Genomic DNA, 25,219 nt, shown 5'->3' with positions numbered 1-25,219 from the left:
CTATTTCCTTTGAGATTTCTCCCAGCCACCGATAAAACCTCTATTAAATAAGTAGTAAATACCCCGTATCACATTCATGTTCATAAACAGAAAGTAGTATGGGATATAAAATACTTTGTAACTATTCGGATCATCCTTCGTCGAATAACCTAAAACAGCACAAATATAGAAAAGGCATTGAAGCCAGAAAATGACATTAAATACATTTAGCAATGATGAACTCCAATATCCAAGAACTGCAGACAAAGGTAAAAGTGCGAATAGGGCAAAAGGAGTAATGGACCATCGTAACACGCGATGTGATATGTATTGAAAACTCAGCTTCCCAAATTTAAATCCATTTAGTAAAGGCAACAGTCTTCCAATCGACTGCCATCCCCCAGCAGCAATACGTCTTTTCCTTTTTCCTTCCTCTTCCATATTCAGCGAACCATATTCAACAGCATAAGCGTCAGCTGTGTATGCAATACGGTAGCCTTTTTGTGCGATTCGCATTGACAGCATAAAATCATCCAACAGAGTATCTTCTTCCATTGGAGCAAATAAATCCGTACGTAAAGCAAACAATTCTCCAGCGGCACCGACAGCAGAATAAAATTCAAAGTCTAGCTTTTTCAAGAGAGATTCATATTTCCAATACGCTCCTTCCCCTTTTGACGAAACTGTATCATCATCATTAAAAGCAACTCTTTTCTCTCCGGAAACACAACCGATCGATGGTTCGTAAAATTGGCGCGCAATAATCTTCAACGCATCTGCATTGAGTAAACAATTCGCATCACTAAAGACCACAATTGGAGTTCTCACATTTTCCATACCATGATTAACGGCGGCTGTCTTACCTTTCCTTAAGGGCGAACTAATAATTTCGACCATGGGGTACTGTTTTAACAACTCATGACTATGGTCGGTACTTCCATCAATAACCCAAAGAATTTTTAATTTATCTGGAGGATAATCGAGTTCGAGGCAATTCAGCATTTTCTCCGGGATGACTGCAGACTCGTTATAGGCTGTAATAAACAAAGTTAAAACAGGCAAGTGATCTTCTGCCGCATTTTGATCGTCCATCTGAACCTTATTCGGATATCGGAATAATTTGGCCAATATAAAAATTACTACCGCGTAACCGATATAAGTATATAGCACCAACAAGAGGGCACTCCAAAAGACAATATGCAAACTCATCTGTACTAAATAGATAACCTATTTTCTTTTATCACTGTTAATCAAATTCGAATCTTCGTCCCTATAGCTATCCGACTTGGAAAAAACTAACATTAAATTCTTAAACGCTTTTTTACAACGAACTTTAAAACTGTTAAATAAAGATCCGTCTGCTGCAAGTGTTCCATAGCCCGTTATTGCTTTCGCTTTTCTATTATGGACAAAAACAATCCGACCAAATTTTTTTAGTCCCAAGGCGAGGGATCCGTCTTCTCCCCGTATGATATCAGTCCGGATTCCAACCCTTTGAGCTAATGCTGTATGGTAAGCAAACACCAAACCCCGAACACTAAGTTCTGGCCTGTTTATCGATTGGATGAACAGAAAAATGTCGCGTACACGCTCATAAATCCATAGTGAAAATCGGCTATGAGTCTTATCTGGAATATAACCCCAGGAAGCGCTTGCTGCCACTACACCTTGTCGTTCTAATGCGCTTACCATTACATCCACATATCCGCTTGGATAAAGGGTGTCGGCATCGATATTAAGATGATACTTCCCTTGGGCATGATTCAATCCACATTGCCTCGCAAACCCACAGCCGCTTTGTTTCTCATTATAATATCGAATTCCTGCTTTCTTAAAAATTTCCTCCGTTTTATCCATTGAATTATTATTTATACCGATAATTTCAATAGGGTACCGCGATTTAAGATCACTTAATGACCATAAGCAAGCCCATAAGTTCTTATCTTCATTATAAGCGATAACAGCTACAGTTACTAAAGGCTCATTCGCTTCAAATCTTTTGAGCTGTTCCACAATCGTATTGATTGTAGACTGAGATACTTGATCCGGCTGCACCTGATAAACCGATAAATACTTCCTATACCATTCGTTATTCATAGCTAATCATTCTACTGGTCGTATAGATTCGAAAAGTTGCTGCCACTGTTTTGCTATATTTTCCAAATCAAACTTTCTCACATCATTTCTAGCATTTTTTCCCATTTCTTTTCTGCGTGCATCGTCTTCAATAAGTAGACAAATTCCGTCTGCCAACTGTTTAATATTACCATTTTCTACCAGTAATCCATTCTGCCCATCAACGATAATATCACGGGGACCACATGGACACATAAAAGACACGGGCGGAACACCATAAGCCATTGTTTCTCCCAAAACCAGTGGGAATCCCTCATATCTTGACGATAAAACAAAGATTGAACTTTCATCATATTTTTCAGCTATTGAAGCAGTTCCATTTTCTAAAAAGCAACTTCCCGACAGCCCCAACTCTTTTACCATCGACAAATACATCGCCTTATCCCCCCCCCCATAGATTTTTAATATCCATTCCGGATGCTTTTTCGCCACCATTTCCCAAGCACTAATCAGTAAATCAAATCCCTTTTGATAAGTCATTCTTCCAACTGCAATTACTTGTTTATTATTGAGTAGAGCAGCTTTATCAGGATAGAAAGATAAGGGATTGGAAATAACCGAAATATTGTTAAGTTCATGCCAATATCCTGCATCCTCATTCGTTAGCACGACAAAAGCCGATAGCTTTCGCAGATTCTTGATGAGTTGTCCCTGCCACAATTTTGATATTCCTCTCTGCATAAAGCCAGGAAATCTTTTATCTGTAAACTGACGATAGACTAACCTATTAAAATGTAATTCGCCAACTTTCAAACTGCCGTCTTTTAAATCATTGATAAAATTGATGTCCCGTCTCAATAACGATACAGTAATATCGGGCTTTATAAGACATAATTGTTCTCCAAGTCTCGCTTTAAACAGTCGTTGCTTTTTCCGATAGCTTAAGGTTCGCTTCAATAAAGGTAAAGAAAATATACCGTCAAAGTTGATATCGAGGTGATGCAATTTTATTTTCTCATCTAAAGGATAATAGGGCTCTGATCCTTTTCCGTCAGTGACAAAAATATGAATTTCATAATCAAATTTTTTGACGAAATAGTTTACCTTTGCTGTGAGCACCCTTTCCATGCCACTGGGGTAAAACAGGCCCGGAATAATGTAAGCAAGCTTAAGTTTCCTTTTCATATTGTTTAATCACCTTTCGTATTTTTCCTAAAAGATTCAAATAGTTCTTTCCATTGCGCTGCGATATTTTCCATATGAAATCGAGCACTATTTAGCTGTGCTCTTCCTCCCATTTCCTTTCTCAGCAGATCGTCTTTTATCAAGCTACATATTCTTTTGGCCATCTCCTCAACATTTCCATTTTCCACTAAAAATCCGTCTATACCATCCCGAATTATTTCACTTGGTCCTGATGGGCAATCAAATGCAATACTAGGTAATCCACATGCCATGGCCTCAACCAATACCATACCAAAGCCCTCATACCGTGAAGATAGCACAAAAATAGAGCTATCACAATATTTCTCTTCAATCACCGTGGTACTGGGCTTTAATTTGCAACGCTCGGTTAAGTTAAGACGATCGATCTGATCTTGTAGCTCAGCGGGATTACCGTCGCCATAGATTTTTAAGACCCAATCGGGATAACTAGCATTCACGATAGACCAAGCCTCTATTAACAAGTCAAATCCTTTCTGAGGAACATATCTTCCAACCGCGATGACTTGCTTCGCTTGGCAAGTAGATACGCCTTTAGGTCTTAAAACTAAAGGGTTAGGTATCACGTGCACGTTTGAAAGCTCTGGCCAAAAACTCTTTTCCTGAGCCGTGAGAAAAACGACAGCATCCATCAACTTTAATTTTTTGAGTCTGACACGGTCTTTTCTTTCCCGTAAAAAGCGGCTCATTCCTTTCGGAAAATTGGGATGATAAAAATCCTTCGTTACATGCAACTCTGCCACCTTAATACTACCATCCTTCAGCAGTGGTAAAAAATTGATTTCCCTTCTAATTGTAGAAATTACGATATCGGGCATCTCCTGTTCAAGGATTTTTAGAAATCGATTTTTAAACTTTCGGTAACGAGAAGGGAAACGAAATAACTTAAGCAAGGGCGACTGATCAAATGGATAGTCAATACAAACATTTAAATCGATATGTTTCACATTTTCCGAAAGCGGAAAAAAGCTGGGCTTATTTAGCTGCTCCGATGTCACCAAAATAACTTGCGCATCCGGCAGATGATTGGCAAAATAATTTGCCTTAAAAACGATAATCCGCTCCAATCCACCAGAAGTATACAATGAAGGTAAATAATACAAAATTTTCATCTTCTCAAAACAGCTTTTTTAAAATCTGACGTTGGTAAAGATCTTCGTCATGTATCACAACCTGATCACCGCCAATCACTTCATTGACATATTTAGACGTTATATTAACTTTATGTTTAGCTCCCATCATTAACCATTCGTATTCAATATCAATATGCCCGACATCTATAGCCTGATAACCCAATTTGCACAGGTCATAAGCCAATACAGTCGCTGTGGGGCCCAAAGCGATTAAGATTAGACTATTTTTTGCTAATTTACACGCTTCCTGAAGGATCACATCGTACTGATCAAATGCGCCCTTGGACCGGCATAAGATTCGCCCAACACTTTCTACATTATCAAAAAGATCATTACCTATGCCTAAGCGACTCTTTTCTCCCTCTATAAATACGATATCACGCTTGCTCCAAATTTGTTTTAACAGGCTAAACCAGTAGACAGATTTTTTCCGGTCGCTGAAATCAATATAGGGCCTTGTAATAAAAGTATTTCCATACCTCTTTCCTTTCTTAAGATATTTATCCCATAAATCGCCATACAAATAAAAATGTGCCCGCCAAAAACGACGCGCCCGCCTATTGTATCTATCTAGGTCAACAAATGCATCCGAGATACACACGATGTGGTTTGTAAGATCACTTGTTAGTACCTCAGCCAATCTTTTAGAAAGCTCACCGTCATCATGCTGAAAACGTATTCCCTCTCCACCAATCAAGAGCATTTCACCGTCGCCAAACCGACTAACTGAAGACTTCTCGGAAATAATATGCTCAATAGTTTCTTCAATTGTCATAACCAATGGCTTCACACGCTGTTCCCTTCCTGTTAGAAGTTCCAACATGTTATACCATTCTATAATCACATTATAGCGAAACTTATCTTTAAATTTATGTAGGAATGATAGCATTAGCTTAAATTTAAATGATCAATAACTTTTTTCATTTGATTGCGCCAAGATAATTCATAAACATCATTTCTAATGCTCAATGGCTCCCAATCTACGGACGAACAATAAGATACAATCTGTTTGATATCAATAGGAGATTCATCTGGTTTGGCCTTCAATACATAAGGCTTATCTTCGAAATCAGAATCGATTTCTGAATACATAAAAGGTATCCCCCTAGCAGCATACTCCCTTGTCTTTAATGTTCTAATAAATGTTATCCCACTACGATGTCTTGCAAGACTTCCGATAGCGAAATCAGCTTGGTCAAACATTAAATCGAGCTTCTTACCCCATAGCGCACCATGCAGGAAAACATACTCCTGTACTCCCGCCGCTTCGATAGCCGAAAATATTTCATTTTGTTCCCTTGATCCACTCAGATTGCCAACGATGTTGAAGAAGACCTTGCACGCCGGATTTCCCTTATAATATATCCCTAAACCTTTTATAACCCGATCAAATCCATGCCAGAAATGGATTTCCGCTACCCCTAGCAAATGAATCTCATACTCATCATGAGTTTTTTTAACGCGTAAGGGAAGTTCATCCAAATCAATACCATTAGAAATTTTGATAGTTTTTGCACCGAAAATTTCTTCCTCTTCGGTAAATGTTACAATACCATCTAATACAGAAGCCATAGCTTTTCTAAAAAAACGATCGGGCACCTGCATTATCTTGTCTATCAAACGAATATATTCTTGATCATAAGGATAGGTCGGAATTTCCATGACAACTTTCGCACCAGTTTGCCTAAATTTACGCACGGCGTTAATCAAAAAAGGACTCGAGTTATGATAAGAACGCATGTATATCAGATCAAAACGTTCACTTGATACATAAGCAGTTAAGCCCCTAAAATCCCAGCGCTTTCTTGATTTGGCCCAGGGCCCTTTCCCCAAATCAGCAATAGTTTCGCCATCTACAATCCATGCACGATGCCCGCTGTCCAATACTTCGTAGTAACATAGTTTGACCTCAGCACCACATTGCCGGAGACCTTTAACCTGTCCAAATATCTTTTTACTAATACCATTATGGGCACTAAAACCATGAAAGACTAGAAATAAAACTTTTAGTTCCATATGCTCCATATCTCTAATTATTTCTCTTTAAATATAACGCTATATAAGACCTATATCCTGCAAGCCAAACAAAAGCGATAAAAAAAAGAGAAGATACAACGATCTTGACAAACAGTTTATGCCAGACAATTTCAGTCCTCAAAAATATTCCACACATATACAGCAGAAACGTCAACAATAAACCCGCCATAACTGGCTTTGCCAAAAGATAAAAAAAGCAAAGAAAGTTTCTGTTAAAGACCTTTGTATACATGATGGCATAAGTAAAGACAAATGTGATACAATTTGTTATGACAAGACATCCAGCGACTACGGAAATAGATTCAAAATAAAAAATCCCCAGCAATATACCACATACATTCAACAAGGCCGAAAGTAATCCGGAGAAAAACAAATATTTAGTATCTCCAGTGGTTTGAAAAATCGACCCTGATGAGGACAGAATAAGCTGTAGCCCCACATTAAGGCTTAGGATCTGAAATACAGGAACTGCAGGCCCCCATTGCGCTCCAAAAAATAGGTAAATCAGATCTTCGCCCGCAAAGTAAAGAAAGCTTGCAAGCGGAAATCCAATTAAAGCCAATAGTGCGATGAGTTGTTCCGTCGCAGCGATTAGCTTCATTTTATCCTCTTTTTTTAGACTCAATATGGGATGTATCACCGGTGTAATAACTTGTGTAATATTTTGCAGTGGTAGCGACATCAATTGATAGGCTTTATCATAATAACCCAAGATATTGATTCCTAGATATCTTCCGATAAGCAATGTGTCCGAATTTTTACTAAAGTAATTTACGATGTTGAATAGAAATTGAAAGGTAGAATAGCGCAAAATTGGCCGAATTGTATTTAAGGATATCCTCAATTTAAAAGGCAATGGAAAATGCACATAGGAAACGATAAAAAGAAGTATACTATACAGAATGGGATTAATTAGGAGCGCATATATACCAGCACCATAAAACGCAGCACTTATTGACACTGCCCCTAGGACAATCTGAATAATAAAGCTTCTGAGAGCAATAAATTTGAACATTCTTTCCCGATAAAATAAGGCATTGGGTATTACCGAGCTTGCTGTAAAGAATAGGCCAATCGCCAATAGCCTGATTATATTTCGAAGCAAAGGCTGCCCATAATAGCCGGCTATCAACGGAGCAATCAAGACAAGCATTAATGCCAGTATAAATCCTAAATAACAAGAAATAGAAAACAGATTACCGAGTTCATCTTTAGTCAAATTTTTATATTGGATCACGGCAGGAAAAAGACCGATATCTGCAATCAAATTCAAAAAAGCTATAATAACCATCGCCAGAGCAATTACCCCAAATTGCTCTGGCGACAAAAGCCGAGCAAGAACTGCAGTCACACCGAGGGAAATGACCAAGTTAGCATATTTTGCTATTGCGGTAAAAAAAACGCCTGATATAACCTGTTGTTTGGCATTTTCCATTAGCTCCCTGTATATTTTTTAAACAATAATACGAATAGTGTTTTTATCCTAACATATTTGCGCCAACTTCTTAAAGATAAGATAAGAATATAAATTCGATTTTTCCAGGGCATAGCGTAGGCTTTCCATACAACAGCATTGATAAAATAAATAAAGTTTCCTTTTGCCTGAGATATCCCTACATTTCTTGCTGCTGACGCCCCTCGATTTACTTGCGAAATAACCCGCAATCTATGATCTTTCGAAGCCCATTGCTCCAAACGGGATAAGCTACCATCCGTAGAACCATCATTTATTACTAATAATTCAAAATTTTCAAAAGTTTGGTCCAATATACTCTTTACTGCGCGATCAATATATGCTTCAGTATTGAAAACTGGCATTACTACGGTTATTTTAGGATAATTATTCATGATTTCTAATCCATTTTTTTTGCTGATCGTCCCATTTTTTAACCACTTTAGCCGGATTTCCGACCACTACAGAAAAAGGTGGAACATCTTTGGTCACCACTGATCCAGCACCCACAACACAATGCTCCCCGATAGTAATTCCGGCTAATATTACTGCATTTGCCCCTATCCATACATTATTATTTATCCTTACGGATGAGACTTCTATCCCCTGTTCTGCGATCGTTATATCAATATTTTCATATTTATGATTGAGCCCCGAAATTAATACATGTTGTCCTATTTGTACATAATCGCCAATCCATACAGGTCCTATTACTGTATTTCCAACGCCAATCCTCGAATGACTACCAATAATAAGATCGCCTACAGCATTGTTAATTAAGGAGTACGACTCCACCACAGTCCGAGCGCCGATTTGACATTTTCTAAATGGTACCAGATCTTTACGCACGCTACAATAGATCACAGCCCCACGTCCTTTATGTACATATAAAAACTGAAATAATCTTAAATACCATCTCGGACGCGTTCTTACAGGATGCATTAACATCCTATGCAGCAATTGCTTTATGCGTGGAGAACGCATTATTTTTTCCTTTAGCCCCATATTAACTTTGATACTTTAGCAACATACTGTTCAATTAATCCTCTTTACTTGGCGCAGTACCATGTTTCGTATGGATAAAAGTCGACCGTCCCGAACGAAAATGGATTATACTGCTTACCATCGCTAAAAATATACGTGGCAAGGTAAATATTGCCAGAAACAATTGCTTCGTATACATTTTTTTTGGAATGGCCAAAGCTAAGCTCATCATATACAAAGTAATTAAAAAAAGCCATTTTAGGGAAGATATATCGACGACAAAAAACGAAATCAACAAAAAGAGAGGAATAATACCAAGCATAATAATTCGCGGAGGCATAGACCACTGGAAAATTTTGTCGATTAAAGCCCAATTCCCGGACACAAGTGCATGTCGCGTCTGTTTAATCGCAAGACAGAAGATATCGATTTGTGAAGCGATCCAACGCCGACGTTGTTTCGAGAAATCGTCACTATATTGGATTTTTTCGTCTAAAATGACAACATCTTCCAAATATATCGTGTTTATGCGATCTAATAAGAGGAAATATTCTAAAAACTTATCTTCTCCCATCGATTTGATTGCTGCTATCCTTTGCTTAAACCAGTTAAAATCAAATGCCATACCCGAGCCAATCAACGCAGCAGGCAAACCAAGACGAGCATGTCCTAAACGAAAAATTGAATTATTAATTTCTTCGCTTACACCATCCAGAATTGCAGTCGCCGTTGTATTATTTTTAGCCGTACGATGGGTTTGAATAGCTTTCGCCCCAGAAGCAAAAGCATTATTGAGTTTGCTGAGAAAGTCAGGAAAAACAATATTGTCCGCGTCCATCACAACCACTACATCAAACAATTGTGTATCCAACCTAGACATTGCTGCTGTTAATGCTGCAGCTTTCGACCGCTGGCCTTCATCTGGATGAATAAGTGAAATACCCATTGCCCGAAGCTGATCGTTAGTACGATCTTCCATGGCGTCCGAAATAACTACGATTTCAAACTTATCAATAGGATAATTCTGTGCTTTAAAACGTGAAACGCTTTCCCTAATGACATTATCCTCTTTGTAAGCGGGAAATAATATGGCAAATCGCAGTGATGTAACGCTATCCGGGAAAATAATCTTTCTTCTTATTCGGGATGCGAACGCGAACAAAGCTACATAGCATACCCACAACGTGAATGCGAAGAAAAATAAAAAGTCAATGTACCAAAGGATTGTTATAAGCATAACAGAATATATTTATGAATGACTTACTACCATCAGCCAACGACAGGCAGACCAAACCCCTTTAACCATCGCCGCAGCCAGTTTGAACTTCAATTTAAACAAAAGTAAACACAAATGCATTGGAAAAGCCACCAAAATCAAATAACTAAGCGCTAGTAGCCGCAAACTATTTTTTCTTTGCCTATAGGCAAAAATTATTCTATTTCGCGTGATATAATAGGTTTTAAGGGGACTACCGATTCCAGTAGAAGCGCTCTCTAGATGAACGATCTGGGCTGCAGGGAAATAAAATAATTGAAAACATTTGGTAATGCTATTCGACCAATCCAACTCTTCATAATACAAAAAGTAGCATGTAGGCATGTTGCCAATCTGTTCAATCACAGTCTTTGGAACAAACATAGCGGCACCATGAAAATAAGGAATCTGAACAATTTGATCGTATTGACCATGGTCTATTTCCCGATGGCCAATTTGTTTATTCCTGATCGTAATCGGAGTCAATGGAGTACTTCCTGCAAACTGAATTAAATTACGGGGTGTATGATACAATATTTTGGGAGAAAGCCCACCTACTTTTGGGTTCGCTTCGCAAAATGAAATCATGGATTGAATTTGTAAAGCAGCGTCTTTAGGTAATAAAGTATCGTTATTAATAAAATACAAATAATCGCCAGAAGCAATTTCCAGTCCTTTATTATTTCCGCCCGCAAATCCCAAATTTTTCACCAAATGCGCTCCCTTCACCAAGGGATAACTGTGCCGAATCAATTGAAATTCGTCTGTATCCGAAGCGTTGTCAATAACAATGACTTCAAAACAAATGTTTCTGAGATTATCAAAGATTGTCTGCAACAGATTTATTGTATCAAGGGCACCATTAAAATTAACGGTAATAAATGAAACTTTAGGCTGAGATATTTGCTCCATTTTGTTCACTTTGTTGTAAATATGGGCACATCATCGCAATTGCCATTAAAATATAAATTGTCTCACCTGTTGGGAATTGATGCAAGACTTCATTTCCATAACCGGCTAACATCATCCCTGCTATACCTGCCGCCGCAGCGCTACAAAATCCGCGAATCATGGAATCCTTTAACTTGAACCAAACAAGGTAAAAGCAAATCGCCAAACACGAAATCCAAATCAACAAATAGAGTACCAACCCAATTATACCCGTCTCTACCCAGATAAAAACAAAAGAAGTATCTGTTGGAAGGCCATGTAAAAGATCTCCCTCGTTAGCATTCTTTGCGGCGCCCAAACCTAAACCAATCGGAAAATTACGCATAAATTTTTTCATTTTGGCCTGATTTTCCTTTCGTAAGTTAAAGGATGCATCCTCCTTAAATTGAAACGCTGTCCGCATCCTTCGAATGTCGGCGTTACTATTTCCAATAGTTGTTAGCGATAGGAAGCAAAAGACACCAATAAATAGCGTTGATCCTAATATCATGATTCGCCATTGTTTTAACAGCAGAATATAAAATGCATATCCAGCCATTGGAATTGCCATGGCAGAACGGGTGCCGGATATCAGCATAGCGTACATCGCCAAAATAGTGACTGTAACGTACAAAATCCGCACACTTCTATTTTTCTCATAGAAAAACAAAATGGAAAAAACGACCATTCCAAGCCCCATATGGCAGCCAAAATTAGCAGCATCGGTAAAAAATGAAAAATAGCGGACACCGCTATAGATGAGATGCGTATGGGCTCCAAGTGTATAAAGCCAAATTCTTTCATCTGTGTCCAACCCGATAAATTTTTGCCCAATTGCCTTTAGAGCCGCTAGTAATACTAAAATCGCCCAAAAAATAAAAAAAGATCTGAGCTTCGATCTATCTTTAAAAATATAATAGATCAAAAATTGAAATAAACACAAATAAAGTGCCGTGCTCCGGATAGCAGCAATCCAGTTACCGAAGATACCATCCGGATTAAACACTTCAACAATACAATAGGCGACCCAAGCTAAAGAGATAAAGAAATACAATGGTATTTTCAGCTTAGCATTATAATTCCGATAAAGATGATTTAATGCGATTACAATAAAATTAAATAGGATCACAAGATCTACTAAAATACTCGGTGGCATGGGAATTCGTACATAGCGTAATATACCCATGACGAAAAAACATACAGCAAATAAGAAAAGAAAACTAACAAAAGGATTCCGAATACAAATAATTAAAAAACAAAGAAGAAAAGGTGCGAGTGCAATTCCAACACTAGGCAAGAGACCTCCGGATACGGCCAAAAAAGTAATCAGCGCACATCCTAAGACAGCTAATAGCTTTAAACCAATGTTATCAAAAAAAATTTCCTTCGCCATTTCCTTTTTGGTACCATTTAAGCTTTAGATGCAGTGATTCCCAATTGTGAAAATCTATATTCCAACTTTCTGAAGAAACTATAAGGCGGCAACATTCCCGTAAATGTCTCTGTAGCAAATCGATCCGCATTCATAAGACATATTAAAACAGGCACTGTCCCGCTTCGTTCAACGATCTCCTTAAATAATTCATCATCTTCCTCCTTCCATGCGGACTCTGCGTCCAACAACAATAGATTTACAGCTGCCTGAGAGAGGTAGAATGGGGGGACAGGGATATCAAATGCATTTGTATGACCTACAAGTGTGAAATCATTTTCGTCAAGCTTGATTCGTTCCAAGAGGGTTGATTCGATCAAAAATTCACGAGATTTGGCATTAAAGTCTTTTCCCTCTTGCAGAATACCCACCTTAAGGCCTATCGTATCCCATTCATCCCGAATATATTGCATGAGATTCCCACTATCAATCGTTTCATCCAACTTTAATATATTAATAAAATTGACAGCATTTCCTCGCTGATAGTAGTTGAACAACTGATTTGCCAAAGATTTTGATGCCATTCTTTTGATCTGCTCACTATATCGTCCCATTTTTTTATTCGGAAATGCGCCGACGGTATTTCCTTTTGTGACACGATCTGTTCGCTGCTTATCCCGTAAAGTTCGATCTAGCAATTCCAAGACCAGAATGCAGCCCAGTAAAAACGCCAGGGTCGCAAAATAAGAACCTATAACCAACATTTTACGTTTGGTTGGCTTGGAGTTAAGTGGATAAGTTGCCGGATTGATTACTTTTAATGTGGCAGCACTCATCTCCAAGCTCTTTAGGCGAAGCCGCGCGGCATTCAACCCACCCAAAACGGAAAGATAGCTCTGTTCAGTAAAATTAATACCGCGTTCTTGACGTTTGAGTAATGAACCTATTGGGGAGTAATGCGAGTACATTTTATCCAATTCACCTTTAAAATCATCCACTACTTTAATATCTGCTTGCGCCTGATCCAGTTTCAATAATTCGTCAATCCACAACGTCACATAATTTGCATTCGGATACCCATTTTTAGTATATTTCTGGCTGGAATAATCCTGAATAAAGTTGCGGAAATCCCGCTCCTGATTTTTTAATTTCGATTTAAGATCTTGAAGTGTCGACGCTGAATTTTTGACCGTGTTTAATGAATCAGGCTGAGTGGATTCAATTTGTGAAATTGAATAATTTAAATCCGATATTTCATTCATTTTGGCCAAAAATTGAGAATTGCTTTTAATACTTTTAATGTTAGCATCTATTCCCGACTCTAATTGCGCTATACTCGCCTGCGCTCTGTTTCGTGCAGATAAGGCATCCTGTTTACGGATTTCATAATCTTTGTCCAAAATTGTAACAGCCTCGGTTTGTTTATCGTAATGAATTACACGGTTTTGCACATTGAATTTGGTAAGAGAATCCTCTTTCATAAATAAGTCTTTTCCAATGCGGGCCAGTTCCGCTTCGAAATACTTTATTACATTATTGGTATTACTATATTGAAGAGTTTTATATTCGTCCCCAAAAACCTCGCTCAGTATATGCAATGTTTGATAAGTGATGCCAGCATCATTATTTTCATAATAAACATGCAAAATATCGCTATTATCGATCTGTTTAATATCTATTTTGCTTAAAGCTCCATAGCTAAAATAAGGATGATTCCAATTAAATAAGCCATAGACAAAATTTTTGGCATCCACCTTTTCATATCTTTTTAAATTTTCTACGGTACGTTCTTCGGATGTTTTATCGATTAATTTTCTGACAGCGGGTGGTGTAATAGCTAACAGTTCACGGAAATGAGCACTAGAAATATAAATATTGTCTTTCTCCATATCCCCATTAATCATCGTTCTAGCGAATAGTTTTAAAGACACTACCCGCATCGTTTCTTTTGACCCGATGGTATTGATCACGTTTAACAATGAATTTTTAAGGATATTCCAGTCTTGCTTGCCATCTTGGCTAAGTTCAGTACCATTAGCAGAGATTATGCCTGTATAAATAGTCATATCTGATTCGTATTGTCTATTCATATTTCTGGTGAAATAAATAACAATGCCCATGACCATCAGTGGTAATACAATCAACCACCATTTAAATCTGTACAAAGATTTTATAATGTAAATCACTATACCCATCTTTATTTACTGATAATTTTAGTTCGACTCAAAATTTCCAGATGTAAAAGCTCTGCTGTGATCGTACCTTCTGTTATTTTAAAAGTTTCATAAGCGTCCACTTCCATTTTCTTTGCTACAGTGAGAGCAGCAATTTCGGCATTACCATTCGCAAAATCCGCTTCTAGAGATTTTACTTGTGCTTGTGTTAATGTCAAGTTTTCTGCTATCTTTTTCAAGACAGACATTGCGCTGGTCAATTTAACGTAAGAATCGATAATGCGAAGTTTCTGCTCGTCAAACCATTTTTCCATTTCCAATTCAGTAGAACGACGTTGCATCTTTTGTCGTTTGACACGATTAGATCGATCAAATAAGTCATCAAATGGCACAGAAACCGTCCCGCTAACAAAGCGGGCATTTTGCGTCGCCCCGGAATACTGGTAAAACAAGGGTGTGTTTTGATCTGTGAACATTGAATTCACCCCTATATTTCCATATTGCCAGGATCCACCAACCTTAAAATATTTTAGCCAGCTTCTCTTCTCAGTTTTTAGTTGATTATCCTGCTCCATCATCTTAGATTCAAACATCTCAACACTCGGGCTCTTCTTGGCATTTTCAAAAAGTTCCTCCAGCGAGGGAAGTAAAAGTTTCGTATAATCTAATCCTTCCGCTGGCAGGGTAACACTTTGCCCAAAACTGAGCGAACCAACAGTAATTAAGAATAAAAGCATCAGGATAATTTTCTTCATATTCAGACAACAACATTTTATAGACATGAGCCCGTTATATATTTTCATTTAATTATTTACCATTCCTAAAACTTAAACATCCGCTTTCTGGATAAATGCAGAAAAGGTTTTATACAAAATTTTCAAATCCATCCAGATCGAATAATTTTTGGCATAATTAATATCCAGCTGAATTCGTTCCTGGTCGGACATACTTCCATTATCTCCTCTTTTCTCCACTTGCCATAATCCCGTTATCCCTGCAGGCGCCATAAAACGTTCAACACTATCATCCGTTGTCAACATCTCGGCTTCATACAATGGTAATGGTCGATTTCCAACAATAGACATATCACCGTTGAGGACATTAAATAATTGCGGAAGTTCATCAAGACTATATTTCCGAAGAATACGACCAACCTTTGTGACTCGTGGATCTTTCTCCAGCTTAAAGAAAGCTGCTTTTTTTTGCTTGTTGCCAGTATCTGTACCTTTGACCACCACCTCGTCGCCTATAAGCACATCTCGGAGATCATCTAAACTGAAATACTGGGCTTCATTACTGTCATGAATAGTAGAGGCATTTGAAACAACAGCTCGTGTTGTATCCGCATACTGGTTGAGCGCCATATATTCCTTCAATCGTTTATCTGCATCCGGATACATCGATCTGAATTTATAAAAATCAAACATAAAATAACCCGAACCGATCCGTTTGGATTTATATACCGCAGGCCCTTTACTTTCCACCTTAATTGCAAAATAAACGAATAAGAGAATGGGAGAAAGAAACAAGATTAAAATCAATGACACAACGATATCAAACATCCTTTTACCAAAAGGAATACTAATTTTAGGAAAAGAAGCTGTAATGGATTCAAATTTTTCAGTTTGCGCCGTAGCTTCAAAATATAAATGTATATATTTTTTTACTGATTGAAATACATCTCCATTTGCACGAGGGCTGATGGTGTTTGTAACCCCGGCATCAAAATAGGATTGTTTTTCAAAATGCGAAAAGTCATTTCCGACCAAAATAAGTAAAATATCCTTGCCATGCGTGGCCAGCTTGGCCAACTGTGCTAGATCTTTGGAGAGACTTTTACTTTTTTCGTAGAAGACTACCGAAAAAAATTGATCTTTTTGCTCCTGAAAATACATATTCATGGTCTCGAAAAAATTAAAAAATTTCAAATCCACGCCCAAAGTATCTTGAACTTGTTCATGAAAATAATCAAAAGTTTCGATATTATCACCAAAGTATATATAATCGCTATATTGAGGCATTATTTCAATGCTTTTTTAATCCGCAACTTGAGCTCAAGCGGATTAAAAGGTTTTAAAATGAAATCTTCCGCTCCCGCTTCAAGCAGGTTGATCCGTGTATTCGAATTATCTTCGCCAGACAAAAAGATAACAGGGATATCTTTCAGAAACTCGTTTTGTTTGATCATCAGCAGTAAATCGTAGCCATTCATTTCAGGCATTGTATAATCAGAAAGAATCAAATCGACCCCATTTCCATCTTTCAACCAATTATAAGCATCCAACGCATTATTGAAAAAGCGAAAATCGTAATCCGCGTTTAAGTACAACGTAATTAGCTGGCCTATAGCCAACTTATCATCAATTATTACAATCTTTTTTTTCATGGATCTCCTACGTTTTTTAACGGTAATTAACCAAATAAATTGTATGCTTTAAAAACAAAATTAATTAGTTTTAAGTACCCCATGAGAGGGGTACTCTTTTAGATGTAGCCTTTTTTCCTCTTATAGCAATATTTTTCTATTTCACATACCAATTGGTATCCTGAGAACCGCTACTCAATGCCCAACTTTCAAATTTGGGATAAACACCGGTTATTTTTTTATATTCATTTGGATAAACAAACGACCCAGGTATACATAATCCCCATGGCTCTCCTTTTGACGATCTAAAAGGATCATTAGCAGAGAGCTGTCCTTTTGCGGTTAGGTTCTCCACTAACGCTTTATTCATTTTATCAGTTGCTTTATATCCAACCAAATGAATTTCAGTTCGTGAACTTACTTTATATCCATTTGTAATAATAAAAGAGTTCAGGTCCGCAAAAGTAAAATTATCCAAAGGAGATGTAAATTCTATTGTGATCTCAGATTCAACCGGTTGAAAATTACCGTTTTGTGTTGAAATGAATTGTGTATCCGAAATACCAAATGCCTTATGCGCATCATCACATAATGTTACTACAGCATACTTTTGGTTAGATTCTACACCGTTGGAGCCCAATGGTAAGTTCTGTCCAACCAAATTCTCATTTGTATATTTTACAGATTTCACGTTGGTGGCCAATATACCATCCAACTGAATAGCTGCAGCAAGTCTATTTTTGGCGCCGACAGATCTAATTTTATTTACCAATTTGAGTTTAGTGATTTTATTTGCAGAATTTTGAACTTTTGTGATAGCCACATCCACCACAAAGTCATTCATATCATAATCTCCAATTGACGGCCAATTATCTTCAAAAGCATACGAATAAGTACCCAACTTAACTTCAGTTACTGTTTGATCATTGGGATTACCGCCAGCTGCATTATTACCACCAGCATTACACGAAGTACCCGAAATTACAACTGTTGATTTATCGTAAGGAACTATTTTTGCTGGGCTATTAACCACATAATAAGTATTATATTGCTCATTGGGCGTATGATCAGAGCAAGCAACCTCTACATTACCTGAGTATGTAATTGGCGTTCCCCCCTTTATTAGTTCAACCTTTTTCAAACGTGCCAGTGCTTGACCAGAGGAGGGCCCCATCAAATTGTTAGACCAAGTATCAAAAGTGACTTTAGTTGTAACATCCAATATAGACGAAGCAGCCAAATTTATCTTTGTTCCGGTAGCATTTAAATCTTCTAAACTTAATAATGAACCTGAAGCAATCGAGATCGTAGCCCCGTTTGTTTTCATAGTTTTAATTGTAGTATGACATACAGCCTCTAATGTTGCATTTGTCAAAGTCGCATTTTGCACAGTAAGTGTGCCCTCATTGCGTACGACTGTACCATTTGTTGAACTGCTCAGATTTTGGATTGTCGCCACACCATAGTTTGTAAAACTTCCATTAGTTACTGTCGCCTCATTAACATCCAATGTTCCATAATTTATATAAAGCGAACTGTTTGTTGTTGTCATTTTAGACAAAGAAGCAGCGCCATAATTTTCAAACCTTCCGTTGGTATTTTGGGTAACATGAGCTAACTGAATTGAACCAGCTTGCGCCACTATTAATGTATTATTACCCCCCAAATTGAATTCATTGCCTGTATTTTTCCATACCCCCTGAACATATATTTTTACATTACTGGAACCATTATTAGCATTAATGGTACCTGTAAAGGTAACTCCAGACTTGACGACATAGGATTTATTTGATTCAACATATATAGAACCATTACCATTTATTTCAACAGCATCGCTAGGAACGACTACGGTTGCAGCTTCTGCAGTCGACGCTGCTGCCTTCAAGCCTCCACTGCCAAGCAAGGCAGACGATGTAGAACCACGCAAAACGCTCGCTTTGCTGCTTGATCCCGCTTTTGTACCATCGACGCTGATTGTATTTTGTTGCCCAACTTCAACCATACTGATTGCAGCAACACCCAGCGGAGAGGTTTCTCTCAAATAGATGTATTTCGCTACGGTGGGAACCATCAGCTTGCCAACGAAATCCTGACCAGATTTTGCCTGTCCTGCAGCCAAAAGGTTCGCTTCCGCACCAAGGGCTGGATCGTTATCAAAAATCTCTACCCGATAGAAGTATTTACCGCTAAATTTATCATCAACGGCAACGCGCACATCTACAGCTCGAGCCGAGCTCCACATAAAATCTGTTGGAACATTAACCCCATCTGTAAACAAGGACGAAGAATCGGAGCCAGTATCAGTTTCGTTGTACAAGTCTTTTACTTTTGAGCAACTTGCCCCAAAGAGCGTAATCCCTGCTAGACCCACCAAGAAGAGATTTAAGCATTTTCTGCTATACATAATTAAATAATAATAGATCAAATAATAATAAATCGATACAAAACAGCACCATCGTTGACCGAAACAGATTTTATACGTGGCTTTACAAATAATCTAAGCTAGAACTGTTTAAGCAAATATATAACTAATTTTAGGGAGTCTACTACAAAAATCGCAGCTACAGTGTAAATTGCAAATCTTGTAGCGGTTCAACTACAAGGCTACAAAAAAACATAATATAAACTACAAAAGAGATTATAACTAACAAAAAGATGTTTACCTACTATTGCTGATTACTCTTTCGGTATTCTGTTGGTGTCACCATTGTTTCTTTCAGAAAAAAGGCGCTAAAGTTATTGACATCAGTATATCCAAGTTCCCAAGCAATCTCTTTAATGCTGAGGGAGGATTCAACGATTAGCTTTTTACTAATCCGCAGTAATTCTTCCATAATAACTCCTTTCGGCGTCACCCCTAGCGTCTCCTTGGTGAGATTGGTCAATTTTTTACTTCCTATATTTAATTGATCCGCGTAGAAAGCAACCTGTTTTTCCTTTTTTACATGTTTTTCAACAAGCTCCTGAAAACGTCGCACCAATGATACTTCCGTCCGCTGCCCCAGCAGTTCGCCCGATTGACGATCTTCTGCATATATAGCCGCCAGAAGCACAATCTGCTTCACGATATTATGTGCCAAATCCCGATAAATTTCCTGATTATAATTCTGCTTGGACAGTTTCAGCTGCATGCCTACAAATTCATAGTAGGTCGCGTATTCTTTGGGCACGCTAAGTGTTCGATAGGTATATTCACTTTTGTTAAATGACTTGAAGTTTCGAAGGAAGGCCGTATCAACCTCGGTACGTGCAAAAAAACTTTCCGAAAAATAGATAATCAAAAATGGGCGCTGTTCATTTGTGTTGGCTTCGATTTGTATCCCGCGCGGAATCAAAACTAGACTATATTCCTCAATCTCAGTGATCTGTTTATTGATCTGCATGCTACAGCCGCCACTTGACACAAAAAGAACGACATAGTTCTCTTTTGCTGTTGCATCCTTAATTTCCGAAGACTCCCGTTCTACACCAATAACCCGATGAACTCCAAATTCCATAATAATTATTTACCGCATGTAATGCCTGAAAAACATTTTACGTGCTTAGGCGTGAAGCAATTTAGTAAATAAATCCCGAACACAAAAACTCGCCTCATATTGTATCACAGTTTTATCTGTCTTCATTTTCAAGGCAACCTTATGGTAAGGAAGCAGGTATTCCCGTCATCAGAAGCACATTTCATACATTATTTTTCACAAATTATAATTGATAGATCAGCCTCCAAAAGCCACTAAGTGTTTTTTCTTTGCCACTAAGAGGCAATCCCACAGCCATACCGATAGCCAATTTGTTGTTAAGTCCTAACTTAATCTGGGGATGCAAAATTGTTCTTATCTCATCGGAAGAAATTTCCTGATTGACCTCAATACCGATAAAATGGTCTGTCTGTCCTTCTCCCCCTTCCGCGCACCAAGATCCCGTACAAGATCATTATATAAAGGTTCGGCATGATGTATTTTATCGGGCAGGGATTTATTTTCTTGGGCAAGGCCAGCAATTGAAGTGGCGAGGGCACATATAAATAAACATGCGCGCAAGCACCGAGAAGTAAGTTTATTGTTTTCCATATCACAAACCTCGATGTGAAATATGGAAAGACTTGGGAATGTTCTTTTCCTGCTTCAGTAAAGAAATAGCAATGTATAATTCCTTAAGATATATTGATCATAAGCCCGACCAAACATACAATAATGCAGCGCAAAATGTTGGCACGATTAACCGTTAACACCGATTATCACTTACTTCCTCTTTTCCATCAGCAATCATCGCATTGACGTCGGCCATATCCCCAGCTTCCAAGTGTTCAATATCTTCAGCCTGCTCTTCGGAGTAGCGATCAATAAAGAATGTACAGCCCATCGGAAAATGATCGGACCCCACAGAAGGATAAATAAACAATTTGTCGATAAATACGGTTGGACTATGAAACAATAGATCCAGAGGCACTCTGAAAAACCAATAATTGGCATGAAAGGTGGAAAGAACGCCACGTCCGATGCGTGCATCGATCAATCTGCTGGTTTTCTTGAACAAGAGCGAAGATTTGGCCCAGGCCACATTATTAAAATCTCCCGTGACAACTACGGGCATTTTGTAATCGCGCACCCGTTTAGCCACACTGAGCAGATCGCCATCCCTTTCTTTGGAAGTTTCCTCTTCTGTCGGACTCGGCGGCGGTGGATGCACAGCAAAAAAGATAAAACGATGTCCATCGGCAGTTTCCAGTTCAGCTTCAATACTGGGAATATCATCTGCTACAAAATAATGCACTTGACATTTGTTAACCTTCAGATTGGTATAAAAATGCATACCGTAGGTATTGTCCAGCGTAACCTTCTCAAAATTGGGATAAGGCTTTTCCAGTACACGTAAGGCTTTTTCCCATGCGGCATCACTTTCCATGGTCAAAAAGATATGTGGCTTTTCTTTCTGAATCAGGTCAATAAAGCGATCATAAGCCGTATTGAATTGCAGTACATTACAGGAGATCACTTTGATACTATCAGAAGCATCCTTGCCCTTTTCATATTTTTCGCGACGCCAAAATTTGGTGTAACGTATCAATAGATAGGCATGGTATACAATCAACGCCAACTGTACACCTTGCAACCACCATAGCCAGGGGTCTTCAGTCACAAGATAAAAGCCCAAAGCCAATGTGGGCACCTGAAATACCAGCAGCTGCAGCTTCACAAATTCAGCTACCCGAAAGATCCAATGCTGGCTTTGGGCAAAGGGTAATATACTCAGTAAAATTAATAACCCTGAGAAAACAGTATAGAAAATCAGCATATCGTTCGAGCAAACATTTTAAACAAACTTAAACAAATTACGGTTATTTCCAACAGACCATCATTTATCAAGCGCTCCTCAGCTATTAAATACCCAATTGCTCGCCCTTCATATAATCCACGCGTGTCATGGCTAATGCATTCGGGAAGTTCGTGTGGATATACGCAATCATTTGTTCCCGAATATAACAGCTTAGATAAAACAAAGCTAAAAATAAAAAATGATTGCTATTTCAATCATTTTAACTACTTTTGTTTATAATAGCGAACAAAAATAATATATGAGCTCTAAGAAACAAATCATTTTCCCTAAGTTAGCCAAACTTATGGAACAAGTAGGCGAAAATATTAAGTTAGCAAGAAAGCGTCGTAAATTAACAACTATTCAAGTTGCAGAGCGAGCTGGAATTGCGCGTTCAACCTTATACCTTATTGAAAAAGGAGATACAAGCGTCGCATTTGGCGCATATTTAAATGTGCTCCGGGTATTGGGGCTACAAAATGATGTATTGCAATTAGCAGCAGACGATGATTTAGGAAGAAAACTACAAGATCTCGAATTATTGAAGTAGCAATCAATGGCACACAACAAGTTTGATATATACGTATATGCGCACTGGAAAGGGATGGCGGAGCCTAAACTTATAGGGACCCTCTCAGCACATTTTGCTAAAGGTAAAAAGGCATTCAGTTTTGAATACGATAAAATATGGTTGAAATCGGAGCAACTTCAAATCTTAGACCCTGAAATACAGTTTTTTTCAGGAACACAATATGCTAGCGAAAAAGGAAACTTCGGTATATTTCTAGACAGTATGCCCGACACTTGGGGGCGAACACTCATGAAAAGACGCGATGCTCAGTTGGCAAAGGGGCGTGGCGAAAAGCCCCCTTCTTGTATGATATTGATTTGCAGATAAGATTGGCATATCAAGAGCAGAAAAAGAATTAATGAGTAGAGCATTTAAAACACATTTCTAGATCATCCATCACCTACCCCTACTATTTTCAAGAGACCATCGTTTATCAAGCGCTCCTCAGCTATTAAATACCCAATTGCTCGCTCTCCTGATAATCCACCCTTGTCCTGGCTAGCGCATTCGGGAAGTTCGTGTGGATATACGCTATCATCTCCTCGCGGATAAAACAACGCAGGTCAAAAGCTTGCCCCGAATTGCGGCAGCTCATCAGGCAGCGGATCTCCATGGTACGCTCTTTAAAATCAGTTACCTGAAGCACATTGACTTTACCGTCCCAAAGGGGGTGTCCGGTAAGTAAGGCTGTCAATTTCTCACGCAATAGCTGCACAGGTACGGTAAAATCTGTATAGATAAATACAGTACCCAATATTTCAGAAGTCGTACGTGTCCAATTTTGGAATGGTTTTTCGATAAAATAGGTGATGGGCAATACCAAACGGCGTTTGTCCCAGATATTGACTACTACGTAAGTGAGATTGATTTCCTCCACACGCCCCCATTCCCCTTCAACAACCAAGACGTCATCCATTCGGATAGGCTGTGTAAAAGCAATCTGAAAGCCAGCAAGTAAATTTCCCAAGGACTTCTGTGCAGCAAAACCGATGATAATACCGCCAACCCCCACGCCAGTAAGCAAGCCAGCACCGATTTTCTGCATGCTATCAAAGCTTAATAGGATAATCGCCAAAGAAATTACGATGATGAGGGTGACGACCACTTTTCGTATAAAGACGATTTGCGTTCTAATCTTTCGTTCGCGCAGGTTATTCTCCTTATTGATATCAAAACGATGATAGAGATAATCTTCAAAAACCTTAATCCCCTGTATCAGCACAACAGCAAAGAAACCGACCAATAAAAGTTCATTGGTTTTGGTCACGACGCGGAGGGTCCTTTCGTTAAATTGTGCGAAAGGCAACAAACTGTTAAAGACAATTAATGGGATAAATACACTCAGCACACGGTTAAAGCGACGGATAAAGGAACGGAAAAGGGAATACGATTCCTGTTCAATGGCCTGCCTGCGCAATAAAGGAATAAATATCAGCTTAATCAAAATACCAATCAAAAATGAAAATAGAATTAATGCAATATTCCAGAGCCATGCGGGCCATTTCTGTGAAAGTTGAATTAATGTTTCGTTCATCATACTGTTCTTTCTTTGTGTTAACACTTGTCTTTATTAAAGTATAACTGCTCAGCAGGGTTAACGTTTGTTTTATTTTGAGAAAGATTGGTTAAATAAACAGCAAAGAATACGGCCATGCACTTTGCTAAGCACATGAATGTTGATACGCCATAATAAAAAGACATGCACAATCCCAAAAATCAAGAATTCTTCAAAATAAAAATTAAAAAAAACATTATTACACAATAATATTAAGTGATAAAACCAAAAAAAACAATATTAATAAGCATAAACGGAAAAATAAAATGAAAAATAGAGCAATTATATGCTAAAACAAAAGAAATAGAGGCAAAAAGAAGTGAAAAATCAAATAAAAATAAATTTTTATCAAAAAAAACAAATAAAAAACAGATTAAATTTTGCAAAAAACAATAATATACCCTATATTTACAACACCTTAATAGGTTTATAATTGGTTATTTAAAGGTTTTCATCTCCCCGATTGAAAACCTTTTTTTTTATTTTATATTTAACCATCAAAAAATATGTTCTTTGAACATTCTTTACAGCAAAATCCAATCAATCTCTAGCAAATCACCACAAATATGTCCAAGAATTTGATCCCCTTAACTTAAATTATCAGCATTAACAGATAAGACTATCCTCGAACAGCCTTTTGGTATGTTTTTTGAGCCCAAAGAGCCAATGACAGACAGGTGACTAACTTTATGTAGTGCATTACTTAAATATACTATGTAAGAGGTAATCTCCGTTTATTAAGAAATTTAAAAGATGCGGAACATCAAACTTTCCAAAAAAAATTAAACCAACAATATA

The 25,219-nt window shown here is 38.0% G+C and carries 23 protein-coding genes; 2 read left to right on the top strand and 21 right to left on the bottom strand.

The genetic code is table 11. The features are described from left to right. The 20 genes from B4Z47_RS20435 to B4Z47_RS20340 all read right to left on the bottom strand — a co-directional run bounded on the left by B4Z47_RS20435 (position 1) and on the right by B4Z47_RS20340 (position 22,274). Positions 1-1,188, bottom strand: a complete 1,188-nt coding sequence (locus B4Z47_RS20435) for a glycosyltransferase family 2 protein (protein ID WP_286727796.1) — start codon at positions 1,186-1,188, stop codon at positions 1-3. Between the two features lie 18 nt (positions 1,189-1,206). After that, positions 1,207-2,076: a glycosyltransferase family 2 protein gene (locus tag B4Z47_RS20430; protein ID WP_088159929.1), complete on the bottom strand. Its 870-nt coding sequence runs from the start codon at positions 2,074-2,076 to the stop codon at positions 1,207-1,209. 6 nt (positions 2,077-2,082) lie between these two features. Next, the gene (locus tag B4Z47_RS20425) at positions 2,083-3,240 is read right to left on the bottom strand and encodes a glycosyltransferase family 4 protein (RefSeq protein ID WP_286727795.1); all 1,158 of its coding nucleotides are present in this window, start codon (positions 3,238-3,240) and stop codon (positions 2,083-2,085) included. A gap of 5 nt (positions 3,241-3,245) precedes the next feature. Then, positions 3,246-4,391 (bottom strand): glycosyltransferase family 4 protein, encoded by a 1,146-nt coding sequence (locus B4Z47_RS20420; RefSeq protein WP_286727794.1) that lies wholly within the window; start codon positions 4,389-4,391, stop codon positions 3,246-3,248. 4 nt (positions 4,392-4,395) lie between these two features. Next, entirely contained in the window at positions 4,396-5,301 is a 906-nt protein-coding gene (locus B4Z47_RS20415) for an SP_1767 family glycosyltransferase (RefSeq protein ID WP_286727793.1), read from the bottom strand. Beyond that, positions 5,301-6,428, bottom strand: a complete 1,128-nt coding sequence (locus B4Z47_RS20410) for a hypothetical protein (protein WP_286727792.1) — start codon at positions 6,426-6,428, stop codon at positions 5,301-5,303. Before B4Z47_RS20410 ends, B4Z47_RS20415 begins: the two co-directional genes overlap by 1 nt. Before the next feature lie 13 nt (positions 6,429-6,441). Then, entirely contained in the window at positions 6,442-7,884 is a 1,443-nt protein-coding gene (locus tag B4Z47_RS20405; protein ID WP_286727791.1) for a lipopolysaccharide biosynthesis protein, read from the bottom strand. Beyond that, positions 7,884-8,297 (bottom strand): glycosyltransferase family 2 protein, encoded by a 414-nt coding sequence (locus B4Z47_RS20400; protein WP_286727790.1) that lies wholly within the window; start codon positions 8,295-8,297, stop codon positions 7,884-7,886. The genes B4Z47_RS20405 and B4Z47_RS20400 overlap by 1 nt, the downstream gene beginning before the upstream one ends. Continuing rightward, the gene (locus B4Z47_RS20395) at positions 8,290-8,844 is read right to left on the bottom strand and encodes an acyltransferase (protein WP_286727789.1); all 555 of its coding nucleotides are present in this window, start codon (positions 8,842-8,844) and stop codon (positions 8,290-8,292) included. Before B4Z47_RS20395 ends, B4Z47_RS20400 begins: the two co-directional genes overlap by 8 nt. A gap of 97 nt (positions 8,845-8,941) precedes the next feature. Then, complete coding sequence (locus tag B4Z47_RS20390; protein WP_286727788.1) at positions 8,942-10,123, bottom strand: glycosyltransferase family 2 protein; 1,182 nt, start codon at positions 10,121-10,123, stop codon at positions 8,942-8,944. 12 nt (positions 10,124-10,135) lie between these two features. Continuing rightward, positions 10,136-11,053, bottom strand: coding sequence for a glycosyltransferase family 2 protein (locus B4Z47_RS20385; protein WP_286727787.1), 918 nt, complete (start codon positions 11,051-11,053; stop codon positions 10,136-10,138). Continuing rightward, complete coding sequence (locus B4Z47_RS20380; RefSeq protein WP_286727786.1) at positions 11,031-12,464, bottom strand: O-antigen ligase family protein; 1,434 nt, start codon at positions 12,462-12,464, stop codon at positions 11,031-11,033. The genes B4Z47_RS20385 and B4Z47_RS20380 overlap by 23 nt, the downstream gene beginning before the upstream one ends. A gap of 17 nt (positions 12,465-12,481) precedes the next feature. Continuing rightward, entirely contained in the window at positions 12,482-14,638 is a 2,157-nt protein-coding gene (locus B4Z47_RS20375; RefSeq protein ID WP_286727785.1) for a GumC family protein, read from the bottom strand. A gap of 2 nt (positions 14,639-14,640) precedes the next feature. Beyond that, on the bottom strand, positions 14,641-15,372 hold the full coding sequence (locus B4Z47_RS20370; RefSeq protein ID WP_286727784.1) for a TolC family protein: 732 nt from the start codon (positions 15,370-15,372) through the stop codon (positions 14,641-14,643). A gap of 72 nt (positions 15,373-15,444) precedes the next feature. Next, positions 15,445-16,638: a sugar transferase gene (locus B4Z47_RS20365; protein WP_286727783.1), complete on the bottom strand. Its 1,194-nt coding sequence runs from the start codon at positions 16,636-16,638 to the stop codon at positions 15,445-15,447. Beyond that, a complete protein-coding gene (locus B4Z47_RS20360; protein WP_286727782.1) occupies positions 16,638-17,003 on the bottom strand; it encodes a response regulator in 366 nt (121 codons plus the stop codon). The genes B4Z47_RS20365 and B4Z47_RS20360 overlap by 1 nt, the downstream gene beginning before the upstream one ends. Before the next feature lie 136 nt (positions 17,004-17,139). Next, positions 17,140-19,386 carry an LruC domain-containing protein gene (locus B4Z47_RS20355; protein WP_286727781.1) on the bottom strand — a complete coding sequence of 749 codons (2,247 nt, stop codon included), beginning with the start codon at positions 19,384-19,386 and terminating at the stop codon, positions 17,140-17,142. 262 nt (positions 19,387-19,648) lie between these two features. Continuing rightward, a complete protein-coding gene (locus B4Z47_RS20350; RefSeq protein ID WP_286727780.1) occupies positions 19,649-20,479 on the bottom strand; it encodes a helix-turn-helix domain-containing protein in 831 nt (276 codons plus the stop codon). A gap of 333 nt (positions 20,480-20,812) precedes the next feature. Further along, positions 20,813-21,049, bottom strand: coding sequence for a hypothetical protein (locus B4Z47_RS20345; protein ID WP_112375382.1), 237 nt, complete (start codon positions 21,047-21,049; stop codon positions 20,813-20,815). Between the two features lie 154 nt (positions 21,050-21,203). Further along, positions 21,204-22,274, bottom strand: coding sequence for an endonuclease/exonuclease/phosphatase family protein (locus B4Z47_RS20340; RefSeq protein WP_286727779.1), 1,071 nt, complete (start codon positions 22,272-22,274; stop codon positions 21,204-21,206). Positions 22,275-22,554: 280 nt separating this feature from the next. On the opposite strand from B4Z47_RS20340, the gene B4Z47_RS20335 reads away from it, so the two are divergent. Next, positions 22,555-22,845: a helix-turn-helix domain-containing protein gene (locus B4Z47_RS20335; protein WP_070570037.1), complete on the top strand. Its 291-nt coding sequence runs from the start codon at positions 22,555-22,557 to the stop codon at positions 22,843-22,845. A gap of 6 nt (positions 22,846-22,851) precedes the next feature. Then, on the top strand, positions 22,852-23,193 hold the full coding sequence (locus B4Z47_RS20330) for a HipA N-terminal domain-containing protein (RefSeq protein ID WP_208734241.1): 342 nt from the start codon (positions 22,852-22,854) through the stop codon (positions 23,191-23,193). Between the two features lie 124 nt (positions 23,194-23,317). Here the strand turns inward: B4Z47_RS20330 and B4Z47_RS20325 are convergent, their stop codons facing one another. Beyond that, entirely contained in the window at positions 23,318-24,403 is a 1,086-nt protein-coding gene (locus B4Z47_RS20325) for a mechanosensitive ion channel family protein (RefSeq protein WP_244294461.1), read from the bottom strand. Positions 24,404-25,219 lie beyond the last annotated feature (816 nt).

The organism is Sphingobacterium sp. UBA2610, assembly GCF_002339225.1.
Taxonomy (GTDB): domain Bacteria; phylum Bacteroidota; class Bacteroidia; order Sphingobacteriales; family Sphingobacteriaceae; genus Sphingobacterium; species Sphingobacterium multivorum.
The sequence above is the reverse complement of the archived record's forward strand: the minus strand, read 5'-3'. Positions and strand labels throughout refer to the sequence as shown.

Bases quoted from the DNA above. Each gene is read 5' to 3' on its own strand.
- B4Z47_RS20435 (WP_286727796.1), bottom strand. From the start codon at position 1,188: ATGAGTTTGCATATTGTCTTTTGGAGTGCCCTCTTGTTGGTGCTATAT.
- B4Z47_RS20430 (WP_088159929.1), bottom strand. From the start codon at position 2,076: ATGAATAACGAATGGTATAGGAAGTATTTATCGGTTTATCAGGTGCAG.
- B4Z47_RS20425 (WP_286727795.1), bottom strand. From the start codon at position 3,240: ATGAAAAGGAAACTTAAGCTTGCTTACATTATTCCGGGCCTGTTTTAC.
- B4Z47_RS20420 (WP_286727794.1), bottom strand. From the start codon at position 4,391: ATGAAAATTTTGTATTATTTACCTTCATTGTATACTTCTGGTGGATTG.
- B4Z47_RS20415 (WP_286727793.1), bottom strand. From the start codon at position 5,301: ATGCTATCATTCCTACATAAATTTAAAGATAAGTTTCGCTATAATGTG.
- B4Z47_RS20410 (WP_286727792.1), bottom strand. From the start codon at position 6,428: ATGGAACTAAAAGTTTTATTTCTAGTCTTTCATGGTTTTAGTGCCCAT.
- B4Z47_RS20405 (WP_286727791.1), bottom strand. From the start codon at position 7,884: ATGGAAAATGCCAAACAACAGGTTATATCAGGCGTTTTTTTTACCGCA.
- B4Z47_RS20400 (WP_286727790.1), bottom strand. From the start codon at position 8,297: ATGAATAATTATCCTAAAATAACCGTAGTAATGCCAGTTTTCAATACT.
- B4Z47_RS20395 (WP_286727789.1), bottom strand. From the start codon at position 8,844: ATGCATCCTGTAAGAACGCGTCCGAGATGGTATTTAAGATTATTTCAG.
- B4Z47_RS20390 (WP_286727788.1), bottom strand. From the start codon at position 10,123: ATGCTTATAACAATCCTTTGGTACATTGACTTTTTATTTTTCTTCGCA.
- B4Z47_RS20385 (WP_286727787.1), bottom strand. From the start codon at position 11,053: ATGGAGCAAATATCTCAGCCTAAAGTTTCATTTATTACCGTTAATTTT.
- B4Z47_RS20380 (WP_286727786.1), bottom strand. From the start codon at position 12,464: ATGGCGAAGGAAATTTTTTTTGATAACATTGGTTTAAAGCTATTAGCT.
- B4Z47_RS20375 (WP_286727785.1), bottom strand. From the start codon at position 14,638: ATGGGTATAGTGATTTACATTATAAAATCTTTGTACAGATTTAAATGG.
- B4Z47_RS20370 (WP_286727784.1), bottom strand. From the start codon at position 15,372: ATGAAGAAAATTATCCTGATGCTTTTATTCTTAATTACTGTTGGTTCG.
- B4Z47_RS20365 (WP_286727783.1), bottom strand. From the start codon at position 16,638: ATGCCTCAATATAGCGATTATATATACTTTGGTGATAATATCGAAACT.
- B4Z47_RS20360 (WP_286727782.1), bottom strand. From the start codon at position 17,003: ATGAAAAAAAAGATTGTAATAATTGATGATAAGTTGGCTATAGGCCAG.
- B4Z47_RS20355 (WP_286727781.1), bottom strand. From the start codon at position 19,386: ATGTATAGCAGAAAATGCTTAAATCTCTTCTTGGTGGGTCTAGCAGGG.
- B4Z47_RS20350 (WP_286727780.1), bottom strand. From the start codon at position 20,479: ATGGAATTTGGAGTTCATCGGGTTATTGGTGTAGAACGGGAGTCTTCG.
- B4Z47_RS20345 (WP_112375382.1), bottom strand. From the start codon at position 21,049: ATGGAAAACAATAAACTTACTTCTCGGTGCTTGCGCGCATGTTTATTT.
- B4Z47_RS20340 (WP_286727779.1), bottom strand. From the start codon at position 22,274: ATGCTGATTTTCTATACTGTTTTCTCAGGGTTATTAATTTTACTGAGT.
- B4Z47_RS20335 (WP_070570037.1), top strand. From the start codon at position 22,555: ATGAGCTCTAAGAAACAAATCATTTTCCCTAAGTTAGCCAAACTTATG.
- B4Z47_RS20330 (WP_208734241.1), top strand. From the start codon at position 22,852: ATGGCACACAACAAGTTTGATATATACGTATATGCGCACTGGAAAGGG.
- B4Z47_RS20325 (WP_244294461.1), bottom strand. From the start codon at position 24,403: ATGATGAACGAAACATTAATTCAACTTTCACAGAAATGGCCCGCATGG.